General features: G+C 61.6%; 6 protein-coding genes and 1 pseudogene. 4 read left to right on the top strand and 3 right to left on the bottom strand.

The window, feature by feature from the left end; all coding sequences use genetic code 11:
• Positions 1-57: 57 nt before the first annotated feature.
• Positions 58-1,056 (bottom strand): type I glyceraldehyde-3-phosphate dehydrogenase, encoded by a 999-nt coding sequence (gene gap / locus F4Z81_00380; protein ID MXW03503.1) that lies wholly within the window; start codon positions 1,054-1,056, stop codon positions 58-60.
• 153 nt (positions 1,057-1,209) lie between these two features.
• Positions 1,210-3,993, bottom strand: a complete 2,784-nt coding sequence (gene acnA, locus F4Z81_00375) for an aconitate hydratase AcnA (protein MXW03502.1) — start codon at positions 3,991-3,993, stop codon at positions 1,210-1,212.
• A 236-nt stretch (positions 3,994-4,229) separates the two neighbouring features.
• On the opposite strand from acnA, the gene F4Z81_00370 reads away from it, so the two are divergent.
• From F4Z81_00370 to F4Z81_00355, 4 genes and pseudogenes are all read left to right on the top strand, one after another.
• Complete coding sequence (locus tag F4Z81_00370; GenBank protein MXW03501.1) at positions 4,230-5,165, top strand: DUF1207 domain-containing protein; 936 nt, start codon at positions 4,230-4,232, stop codon at positions 5,163-5,165.
• A 68-nt stretch (positions 5,166-5,233) separates the two neighbouring features.
• Positions 5,234-6,424 carry a threonine synthase gene (locus F4Z81_00365; protein MXW03500.1) on the top strand — a complete coding sequence of 397 codons (1,191 nt, stop codon included), beginning with the start codon at positions 5,234-5,236 and terminating at the stop codon, positions 6,422-6,424.
• Positions 6,425-6,633: 209 nt separating this feature from the next.
• A pseudogene (locus F4Z81_00360) lies at positions 6,634-6,792 on the top strand (type II toxin-antitoxin system HicB family antitoxin).
• A gap of 195 nt (positions 6,793-6,987) precedes the next feature.
• Positions 6,988-8,238, top strand: a complete 1,251-nt coding sequence (locus F4Z81_00355) for an asparagine synthetase B (GenBank protein MXW03499.1) — start codon at positions 6,988-6,990, stop codon at positions 8,236-8,238.
• Between the two features lie 270 nt (positions 8,239-8,508).
• On the opposite strand, the gene F4Z81_00350 is transcribed toward F4Z81_00355, so the two are convergent.
• Positions 8,509-11,337 carry a hypothetical protein gene (locus F4Z81_00350; GenBank protein MXW03498.1) on the bottom strand — a complete coding sequence of 943 codons (2,829 nt, stop codon included), beginning with the start codon at positions 11,335-11,337 and terminating at the stop codon, positions 8,509-8,511.
• Between the last annotated feature and the right edge of the window lie 271 nt (positions 11,338-11,608).

The raw sequence follows: 11,608 nt of genomic DNA, 5'->3' as shown, positions 1-11,608 counted from the left end.
GATGTGGATGGCCGGTGTAGACCAAGGCAGGATGTTTCCGGGTCGCACCTTACATCGTCACACCCTCGCCAGCCGCTCCAGCAGGTCTACGCAGCGGTTGGAGTAGCCCCATTCGTTGTCGTACCAGCCGCAGATCTTGACGAGGTTGTCGTCGATGATCATGGTCAGCTCAGCGTCGAAGATGCACGAGGCGGGGTTGTGCACGATGTCGACGGAGACGATGGGGTCTTCGCAGTACTCGAGGATGCCTTCGAGGGGGCCCTCCGCGGCGGCCGCGTAGGCGGCGTTGACTTCGGCTGCCGTGGGCACGCGGTCGACCTGGGCTACGAAATCCGTGAGGGAGCCGTCAGGGACGGGGACGCGGACGGCCATGCCGTTCAGCCGTCCGTTGAGCTCCGGGATCACCTCGCCGATGGCTTTGGCCGCGCCGGTGCTCGTGGGGATCATGGACAGGGCCGCCGATCGGGCGCGCCGGGGGTCACTATGGGCGAAGTCGATGATCTGCTGGTCACTGGTGTAGGCGTGTACCGTGGTCATGGAACCGCGGACGACGCCGAAGTGCTCGTGCAGCACGGACACCATGGGAGCGAGGCAGTTGGTGGTGCAGGAGGCGTTGGAGACCACGCGGTGCCCGTCGTTCAGGATGCCGTCGTTCACGCCCATGACGATGGTCGCGTCCACGTTGGTCGCCGGCGCGGAGATCAGCACCTTCTTCGCCCCGGCCGACAGGTGGGCCGAGGCCTGTTCCCCGTCGGTGAAGATACCGGTGGACTCCACCACCAGGTCCACGCCGCGGTCGCCCCAGGGCAGGTTCGCCGGGTCCCGTTCGGAGACGATCTCGATCTTGCTTCCATTCACCGCGAGCCCGCCGTTCACAGCCTCCACCGGATGATCGTACCGCCCGTGGACAGAGTCGAATTTCAGCAGGTGCGCCAGCGTCGCGTTGTCGGTCAGGTCGTTGATGGCGACCACGTCGAACCCGGTCCGCTCCGTCATGGCCCGGAAGACCATGCGGCCGATGCGGCCGAACCCGTTGATCCCTACTCTGATTCCCATGGTACGCATTGCCTCCAAAAGTTTCGGGAAACCGTCCCGCGCGTACGGGCCGATTTCCCTTTTTCAATACCGGCGCTGGCCGGTTCGTAATCTTCGCTTAATGCGGCGCGGGCCGCTATGCTCCTTTGCCCTCCCGCCGGATAGCCGCGCTTCTCAACCCTCCAACAACCCCCGCAGCACATATTGCAGAATGCCGCCGTGGCGGTAGTATTCCACCTCGACCGGGGTGTCGATACGCACGATGGTGTTAAGTGTTCTCGTGGCGCCGTCCGCGGCGGTCACGCGGACACGGACGCGCTGCCGGGGGGCGATGCCGCCCTCGATCCCCTCGACGTCGTAGGTCTCGAAACCGGTCAGGCCGAGCGATTCGGCGCTGTCCCCCTCCTCGAACTGGAGGGGCAGGATCCCCATGCCGATAAGGTTGCTGCGATGAATGCGTTCGTAGCTTTCCACGATCACGGCCCGGACGCCGAGGAGGTTGGGCCCCTTGGCGGCCCAGTCCCGGGACGAGCCGGATCCGTATTCCTTGCCGGCGATCACGATCAGCGGGGTATCCGACGCGCGGTAGGCCATGGCGGCATCGTAGATGGCGACCGGTTCGCCGTCGGGCGCGGTCTTCGTCCAGCCGCCCTCCGTGCCCGGCGCCAGGCGGTTGCGCAGCCGGATGTTGGCGAAGGTGCCCCGCATCATGACTTCGTGGTTGCCCCGCCGCGCCCCGTATGAGTTGAAGTCCTTCGGCGCCACGCCGCGCTCGACCAGGTACCGGCCCGCGGGGCTGTCGGCCTGGATCGAACCGGCCGGCGAAATGTGGTCCGTCGTGACGGAATCGCCGAGCACCGCCAGCACGCGGGCGCCCCGGATGTCCGTGATTTCGCCGGGCGCCATCGACATATCGTCGAAGTAGGGCGGAAGCTTGACGTACGTGGAGACGTCGTCCCAGGCATAGGACTCGTCGCCCGTCGCGGCCAGTTCCGCCCAGCGGTCGTCGCCCGTGAAGACGTCGGCGTAGATCGACTGGAACATCTCCCGGCGCACGGAGGCGCGCACGGCCTCCCGGACTTCCCCGGGCGTGGGCCAGATCTCGCGGAGGTAGACGTCGTCGCCCTTCGGATCGGTTCCGATGGGCTCGTTGTACAGGTCCACGTCCATGCGTCCGGCCAGGGCGTAGGCCACCACGAGCGGCGGCGAGGCCAGGTAATTGGCCTTTACGATGGGGTTCACGCGGCCTTCGAAATTCCGGTTGCCGCTCAGCACAGCGGCAGCGACCAGGTCGGACTCCCGCACCGCGTCGCCGATGGGAGCGGGCACGGGGCCGCTGTTGCCGATGCAGGTCGTGCAGCCGTAGCCCACGACGTGGAACCGGAGCTGCTCCAGGTAGGAAAGCAGGCCCATGTCTTCCAGGTACCGGGTCACGACCTGCGAGCCCGGCGCAAGGCTGGTCTTCACCCAGGGTTGGGTGGACAGGCCCCGTTCGACGGCCTTCTTCGCCAGGACGCCGGCGGCCGCGAGCACGGCCGGGTTGGACGTGTTCGTGCAGCTGGTGATCGCCGCGATCACCACCGAGCCGTGTCCCAGATTGAAGGACGATCCACCCATGTCGACAGGCGTTTTTTTCGTCAGTGTGCCCATCTCGCCGGGCGCGTGTCCGTTGCCGTCCACCCACTGCTCGACGGTCTCGTCGGACAGGTCCGGGTTCTCGTCGGCCAGCATGGCGGCCAGTTCCTTGCGGAACGACGGCTTGACGCTGGACAGCGATACGCGGTCCTGGGGCCTGCGGGGGCCCGCCATGCTCGGTTCGACGGTGCCGAGGTCGAGTTCCAGGGTGTCGGAGAAGACCGGGTCGGGGGTGCCGGATGTCCGGAACAGGCCCTGCGCCTTCGTATAGGCTTCCGTCAGTTCGATCTCGCCCGCGTCGCGGCCGGTCAGTTCCATGTAGGACAGTGTCTCTTCGTCCACCGGAAAGAACCCCACGGTGGCCCCGTATTCGGGGGCCATGTTGGCGATGGTGGCCCGGTCGGGCAGGGACAGGCTGTCCAGCCCGGGACCGTGGAATTCGACAAACTTGCCGACGACGCCGTGTGCCCGGAGCATCTGGGTCACCGTCAGGACCAGATCCGTCGCCGTGGCCCCGGCCGGGAGGGCGCCGGTCATCCTGAACCCCACCACGGACGGGATGAGCATCGACACCGGCTGGCCGAGCATGGCCGCTTCCGCCTCGATGCCGCCCACGCCCCAGCCGACCACGCCGAGCCCATTGATCATGGTCGTATGGGAGTCCGTCCCCACCAGGGTGTCGGGATAGGCGATCGATTCGCCGTCCCGCTCCCGGGCGAAGACCACCTTGGCCAGGTACTCGAGGTTGACCTGGTGCACGATGCCCGTGCCGGGTGGGACGACGCGGAAGTTGTCGAAGGCCTGCTGTCCCCACTTGAGGAAGCGGTACCGCTCCAGATTCCGGTCGAACTCGCGGTCCACGTTGGCCGCGAAGGCGCGGCGGGAACCGAACTCGTCCACCTGTACGGAGTGGTCGATGACCAGGTCCACGTCCTGCAGGGGATTGATGCGGTCGGCCGCGCCGCCCAGTTTCCGGATGGCGTCCCGCATGGCGGCCAGGTCGACGACGGCCGGCACACCCGTGAAGTCCTGCATCAGCACCCGCGCAGGGCGGAAGGCGATCTCCCTTTCGGAGGGTCCGCCCTCTACGCTTCCGGCGACGGCGGCCACATCTTCAGCGCAAACCGACACGCCATCTTCGTGGCGCAGCAGGTTTTCCACCATGACCTTGAGGGAAAAGGGAAGACGCGATATGTCTCCGGCGCCGCCTTCCTCGGCCCTTGAAAGCGAGTAGTAGGTACTGGCGCTTCCGCCCGCGTTCAATGCGGCGCGGGCACCGAAGCTGTTCAGGTTACGCGGCACTGTTGCCTGTCTCCCGTTCATCGATGCATGGATTTTTCAAGAATCCTCAAACTAACGGCCTCAACCGGTCGGTGTCAAGGACATTCCCGTAGCCGGCCACGCCCGATATGCCCGTTCCATCGGGGTTTGCGGCAGGTACAGATGTCTTGACACCGGGTGTGTCCCATCCTATCATCGGTACGCTCTGAATCCTAAGAATCCGGATTTCACCACGACGCGGCCCGACTTTGCTCTATCGTTCCTAACCCGTTGATATCATGGCGTTTATTTCCGCTATCCTGCGAAGGTTCCCGTGGTTCGCCGGCATGGGTCTTCTGTACCTCGCCGTCAGCCCGGCCGTTGACGCGGCGGACGCATCCGGCGGGACCTGGCGCTTCGCCGCCCCGCAGCAGCGGCTGTTCCGCCCGCTGCTGGCCGACCCGACCGAGGCGCGCCTAGCGGTTACGTCCAACCTGGGTGACAGGTTGAACGGCGACATCGGCGGTTCCTGGGAGGCCGCCGACTATGCGTGGGACGGGAACAACGGGCTGCGGTTCAGGACCGGGATCCATGCCGGCGTCTTCTCGAAGCTGCGCCGGTCGGGAACGACCTTCCCCCTCGAGACCGCCGACTACCTGATCGGCTTCCACGCAGACCTGGGCAACGACCGGTACACCGGGCGGTTCGAATACGCCCACGTGAGCGCCCACCTGGCCGACGGGTACGTCGGGTACGGCGGGCCGCGCCACGTGGACCAGGCGGACCAGGCGGACCAGGCGGTCCGGGCCATGCGGGCCATGACCTACAGCCGGGAGTACTTCACGCTGTACGTCGCTCGCGAGACGCGCTTTACGACAGGGTCCGCCATCGGTTCCGCGATCGGTTCCGCCCGCGTCTACGGCAGCCTGCGGTGGTCGAACCACGCCATCCCGGACGTGCGGCGGTGGCGGGTACAGGGCGGCGCCGAACTGGTCTTCCGGCCCCTCGCGGGCGAGGGCGGCGCAACCCGGGCCTACCTGGCCTGCGACGTGCGACTGTTCCGGGACGGGGACATCTCCATCAACCGCACGGCCCATGCGGGCCTGCTGTTTCACAACGAGGCTTCACGGGGCCTTCGCCTCGCCTTCGTATACCACGGGGGCCGCAGCGAACACGGACAGTTTCATCACCTGGAGGACGACTACGCGGGCATCGGGCTGTTCTTCGACCTGTGAGAAGGAGTCGAGGGCCGTCCGGCGCTCCGGGCCGCGGAGACACAACAACCTCACTGACGGTGACTCACATGAACTTTCTCATCGACCTGGAATGCAGCGACTGCGGCAAACGGCTGCCGTCGGACCGGTTGCGGAACCTGTGCCCCGACTGCGGCCGGCCGCTGCTCGCCCGATACGACACCGAAGAAGCGGGAAAGGCATTGACCCCGGACGTCCTGGCGATGCGCGAACCGACCCTGTGGCGCTACCGCGAGATGCTCCCCGTGCAAGACCCGTCGGCCATCGTCACCCTGGGCGAGGGCGGCACGCCCCTGATGCACGCCCGGCGCCTGGGTGAACGGCTGGGCATGGACGAGCTCTACATCAAGGACGAATCCGTCAACCCCACCGGCTCGTTCAAGGCCCGGGGCCTGGCCATGGCCGTGTCCCGCGCCCTGGAGCTGGGGGCGGAGTCCCTGGCCATACCCTCCGCCGGCAACGCGGCGGGCGCGCTGTCGGCCTACGGCGCCAGGTCGGGCCTCCCCGTGCACGTCTTCATGCCCCGGGACACGCCCCGGCCCTTCATCGTGGAGTGCCGGGCCCACGGCGCGTCGGTGGAACTCGTGGACGGCTTGATCACGGATTGCGGGAAGCTTGTGGCCGCGCGGAAGGACGCCGAGGGCTGGTTCGACGTCTCCACCCTGAAGGAGCCCTACCGCGTGGAGGGCAAGAAGACCATGGGGTACGAACTGGCCGAACAGTGCGGATGGGTCCTGCCGGACGCGATCCTCTACCCGGCGGGAGGCGGGACCGGACTGATCGGCATGTGGAAGGCCTTCTCCGAGATGGAAGCCCTCGGGTGGATCGGACCGGAACGGCCCCGCATGGTCGCGGTGCAGGCCGCCGGCTGCCAGCCCATCGTCCGGGCCTGGGAACAGAAGTGGCCGGACGCCCCGGAATGGGAGAACGCCCGCACGCTCGCCAGCGGGCTGCGCGTGCCCGCCGCCGTGGGGGACAAATTGATGCTGGCCGCGATCCGGGAGAGCTTTGGAGACGCGGTGGCCGTTCCCGACGGCGACATGGTGCGCGGCGTGCGGGAGATCGGGGCATGCGAGGGCATCTTTGCGGCGCCCGAAGGCGGCGCCGTGCTGGCCGGACTGCGGAAGATGATCGCACTGGGACGCATCGACCAGTCCGACCGGGTCGTGCTCTTCAATACGGGCAGCGGGCACAAGTACGTGGACAACCTGGATGCGTTGCACGGCGACCAGGACGCCTGAGGTTTTATCGCACGGGATTTTTTGTCGCACCGGACGCTAGATTATAGTTCACGCTCAGACTATTCCGTATATCAGGGTCTGTAAATGACGTTGACCATGCGGACAGACCGGGTCATATTTTAACCAGCGGACGGTGACTATAAGCTGTTCCACCGGGCCGCATGGTCAGCACGGCCCGCACGATCCGCGCAATCGAAGAGAAGATAACCATGAAGACCAGAGTTACCGTTGTCATAGAATCCGACGGCGAACAGTTCCATGCGTTCTGCCCTGCATTGCCCGGTATCCACAGCAATGCGCCTACGTTCGAGGAAGCCCGCGATCGGACGATACCTGCGATAGAACGTTATCTGGACTTTCTGGACGAGCAGGGAGGTCCGAATCCCGTGGGGCCGGACCTGAATATGGATACAGGCAAGGAAATCATCCATTTCATGCCTAGTTCAACCGAGTCGACCATCCAGAGCGTCGAGGTTCCCTGGCCGTCAGACGATCCTCGCTAGCATGACGACTCAAAGTATCGTCCTTCCGGTCCATCCTGCTATCATCCCAAACGATAATACATGCGTCGTCTAACCTTTCTGTTCTCACTGCTTTTCCTCCTGCCGACCCCCGCCAGTGCCCAGAAGATGCTCATCTTCATGGACCTGGAGCAGCAGGACCATCTCAAGGCCTACGGCATCGCCTTTCAGGCCCTGGAGCAGGGTTATACCGTCGAATGGCTGCTGAACTACCGCGGCGGGTCCTTCGTCATGGACCCCACGGCCGACCGCGTGCGGTCCTGCCACCTGCGGGGCGTGAGCTTCCAGGTGATCGACGGCGCGGACCTGGTCCGGATCTACGCCCACATCGAGGAAAACAACATGGACCGGGTGCTGCTCGAAAAAGCGCCCGAAATCGCCGTATACACCCGGCCCGACCAGCGGCCGTGGGACGATGCCGTGACCCTGGCGCTGGAATACGCCGAGGTGCCCTACGGCAAGATCTTCGACCAGGAGGTGCTGGACGGAACGTTGAAGCAATACGACTGGCTGCACCTGCACCACGAGGATTTCACCGGGCAGTACAGCAAGTTCTACAGCTATCACCGCACGCCCTGGTACCGGCAGCAGCAGGCCACCGACGAGGCCCTGGCGCGTAGCCTGGGGTATCCGACGGTCGCGGAGGCCAAGAAGGCCGTGGCGCAGGGAATAAAGTCCTACGTGGGGAACGGCGGGTTTGTCTTCGCCATGTGCGCGGCGACGGAAACCCTGGAGATCGCGCTGGCCTCGGTCCACACCGACATCGTGGCGCCGGAATACGACCACACTCCCGTCGATCCGGATGCCCAGTCCAGGCTGGACTTCGGCCAGACTTTCGCCTTCGAGGACTTCACGTTGCAGCTGAACCCGCTCGTCGGTTCGTTCTCCAACATCGACGTGAACCAGGTAAATGCCGGAAAGGTACTGACCGGACCCTTCACCCTCTTCGATTTCTCGGCCAAGTACGACCCGGTGCCCACCATGCTCACGCAGAACCACGTAAACTACATCGCCGGCTTCTACGGCCTGTCCACTTCCTTCCACCGCGACGTGCTCAAGCGCACCGTGGTCGTCCTCGCGGAGGAGGCCGGGACCGACCACGTCAAGTACCTCCACGGCAACTACGGGATGGGAACGTACACCTTCTACGGGGGGCACGATCCGGAGGACGAGGAGCACCTGGTGGGCGATCCGCCGACCAATCTCGCCCTCCACAAGAACTCCCCAGGTTACCGGCTCATCCTGAACAACGTCCTCTTTCCCGCGGCCAAGAAGAAGAAGCGCAAGACCTGACGACAAAACCTGACGGCAATCCCTGCTGAAATTCAAAAACACTTGCAGGTCCGCGCCGTGTCAGGTATAATGACTGTTACCTCACACAGGTTTCCAGCAAAGTCATTTTAAAAGAACCTTTGCTATACCATAGGGAATCCTGCTCCGGGTATCGATGGCATGCCTCACCAGAACGGAGGACGTCAGAACTGCCCGGGGGGACAACCACTGTTCCGAACAGGTTCTCCTAAAAATACTTATGCTCGCCTGTGTGGGGTATTTTATTGCCTGCTACCAGTCCGAAGGGGCGGGGATTCCTGGACTGACCAGAACCTCAATTCCCGATTCCGGCAAGACGGAGCGTGCCGATACCGCTGATTCCCCCGGCTCCGGCCAATCCCGCAGGATGCCTCTCACCCGTCCGGTTGACTGATCCAGTAACAGTGCAGCGGTTCTACCGCTTTCGCGCGTTATCTCCGCGTTGCCTTCGGGTCCCGCCAGTACCACGCTGGCCAGCCGATTGGACCAGTTGGCCTCTACGGGAATGGTGAATGCGAATCTACCGCCCTCGCCATGGGCGATCTCGTTCATGGTGAAGTTCAGCGTAAACAACGCATTGCCGAATGCATCTTCGCCCGTGAGCGCATATGGACCTCCAGCGGGAGGAAGGGACGAAGGCGCATCGACAACGAAGGCCGGTTCGAGCGTTAAGTCTCCGTTTCTGTCCAGACCGCCCCAGATCAGCAGGGATCTCGTCCGGACTTCTGAAGCTGCGGCAGCAAGGGTTCTCTCCTCACGCACACGGTAGTTAAACGCGTTCCTGAAATGAAAGTCGCCTATCCATGCGTTTTCAAAGCAGTATCCCATGATATCAGGCGATGAAGGAGCGATCAACTCGCCGTTGACATGATCATATCCCCAGACTCCGATGGAACCGTCCGAGTTGGGAAATCGAGCATCCACCAGACCGGCGCCGCCGCAAGGAGCATGTAACAGGCTCATGTTATGTCCCAGTTCGTGTGCCATGATTTTACCGTCCAACAACGAAATGCTGTCGAAACCAGGAACAAACGCGATACCTGCCTCTTCCACGTTCCAAATTCCCATGTAATGACCGTTCGCACCGTCCAGGAGCCGTGCCGCCTCGACTTCGGCGAGTAGAGACTCGTTATTGCTCTCGACTATTTCCAAAGACGAATAAAGAGGCTCTCGTACGGAGACATTAAGTTCCTTCACGGGCAGCAGATCGCGCGTCCACCTGAAGATATCGTCGTTCTCCGTCAGGCCCTCGGTGGATGTCACGGTCGTGTGATCGGGATTCTCAATCCACAGCAAGGGCACCAGGGTAAGGTCCAGGGGAGGCACGGAGCGTACGTCGATGGCCATTCTTCCCGTTTCAGGTACGCGCATGTCTATACCTGATTCGACGTCCAGCCTTCCGTCGACATCGATCTCAACCACTATTTCGAGGCCCGGGTTGATGATCGAGGCGGGTACATGCGCTGAAAGCTCCAGAGAGCTTTCGTCAATCTGAATGGGGATCTTCGATGGCCCTCCCGGGAAATCCACGACTTTCACCTCGGTGCCATCTTGAAAGAAAACCACCCGGACCGCGGGATTGTTGGTTACCACCTCCTGCGTGGCAAGGAACACACGCACCAGGGCGGGTTCTCCCTCTACCAGGGAAACCTGGCGCGTGGGAGACTGCACCGCCTGCATGAGATAGACGACAACGTCAGGCGCGTTCGGACCACCGCAACGCGCGGCTTCGCCGTTGCCTCCCACGCCTTCGAACCAGTCAAGGAAATCACGATCAGCCGGCGCACAGAGCTGGGTCCCACTCAGATTGAAACTGGCCAATTCGATTCCGGTCATCGTTCGTGGTATCGGTCCGGTCAGTTCAGCGTTTTCTCTTACATCAAGCGTCTTGAGATTCGTCAGGTATCCAAGCTCGGGAGGTAATTCCCCGGACAATTGGTTGTATTGCAGGGATAGATCGACTAATTCAGTCAGTTTACCTAGCTCGGCTGGTATACGGCCTGAAAGCTCGTTTGTGTTGAGCCAGAGTTGTTTGAGTGCGATCATGTTCCCGAGTTCAGGCGGTATACGGCCAGTGAGCAGGTTACCCTGGAGGTCCAACCATGCAAGATTTGTAAGATTCCCCAGTTCAGGGGGAATGCTGCCGGACAATCTATTTGGACCGAGAGTCAAGTTATATCTCAAATGAGAAAGTTGACCCAGTTCAGGAGGTATATTGCCGGTCAGTGCATTCCAACTCAGGTCGAGTTGTTCGAGATTAGGGTTGTTAATATCCCCCAGTTCGGGAGGGATTAGACCTGTCAACCGGTTTTCACGAAATGACAGAATACTGATATTCTTCAATTGGCCCAGAGAAGCTGGGATACCTCCGGTCAACTGGTTTACAGAGAGGTCAATATAGTACAGTTGGCTAAGATGACCCAGTTCGGCAGGGATGTTTCCGGTGAGTTGATTTCCATGGAGGTTTAAAGAACGCAGTTTAACCAGGTTTCCTAGTTCTGCAGGGATGTTGCCCGTCAAATTGTTTGATGCCAGGTTTAAAATTTCCAGATCAGTAAGTTGGCCTAATTCAGCCGGAATACGACCCGAGATTTTGTTATCAAACACCTGCAAACCATTGAGTTTACTTAACCTCCCCAACGCAGGTGGAAGCGTACCGGAAAGATTGTTTCTAATCAAGTCGAGATGTTTTACCCGTCCGTCAGAGTTGTCTGTATACACGCCAAACCAGTCACTCAATGGGGCGTCGCTCAGCCAGTTCGAATTGTTGTTCCAATTGGGCCCGTCTGTTGCATGGAAGAATGCTACCAGCACTTCCCGGTCATGCTCTACAGTGTATTGGCAGAAAGCATAATTACCCAACTCGGGTATGCCCGATAGCCACCTGGAAAACTCACTGCTCCCAGGTACACAGAGGTTTGTACCTTCAAACTTCAGCACTTCAAGGGAAAGGTTTCTAAGCTGGACGGGTAACTGTCCCTTCAATGAAGGATTGTTGGAGATATCTAGTACGCGCAAGCTTTCGAACTGGCCGAGTTCATCCGGGATTCTACCGGACAGATTGTTGTTGTCGAGGGTCAACTGCTCGACGCGTCCCGAGGCATTGGTAACAATACCGAACCACTGATCTAAAGATTTGCTACTTAACCAGTTCGCACTGTCGGTCCAGTTCGGTCCGTCTGTCGACTCGTACAGTGTTACTAGTACGTCCCGTTCAGTATCCGGCCTTTCACATCTACTGAAATACGTATCCCGTATTGAATGCAGCCACGTCTCGAATTCAGGTGTAGGTGGGACGCATAACTGGGTATAAACAATGTAAAAGGAATCAAGCGAATTGAGATTGGTAATC

Source organism: Gemmatimonadota bacterium (assembly GCA_009835325.1).
Classification (GTDB): domain Bacteria; phylum JAAXHH01; class JAAXHH01; order JAAXHH01; family JAAXHH01; genus JAAXHH01.
Note: the sequence above shows the minus strand (reverse complement) of the source record. Positions and strands in the feature narration are given on the sequence as shown.

What these genes read in the sequence shown, in the direction of transcription:
- F4Z81_00365 (MXW03500.1), top strand. Translation starts at nt 5,234, where the DNA reads ATGAACTTTCTCATCGACCTGGAATGCAGCGACTGCGGCAAACGGCTG.
- F4Z81_00370 (MXW03501.1), top strand. Translation starts at nt 4,230, where the DNA reads ATGGCGTTTATTTCCGCTATCCTGCGAAGGTTCCCGTGGTTCGCCGGC.
- acnA (MXW03502.1), bottom strand. Translation starts at nt 3,993, where the DNA reads ATGAACGGGAGACAGGCAACAGTGCCGCGTAACCTGAACAGCTTCGGT.
- F4Z81_00355 (MXW03499.1), top strand. Translation starts at nt 6,988, where the DNA reads ATGCGTCGTCTAACCTTTCTGTTCTCACTGCTTTTCCTCCTGCCGACC.
- gap (MXW03503.1), bottom strand. Translation starts at nt 1,056, where the DNA reads ATGGGAATCAGAGTAGGGATCAACGGGTTCGGCCGCATCGGCCGCATG.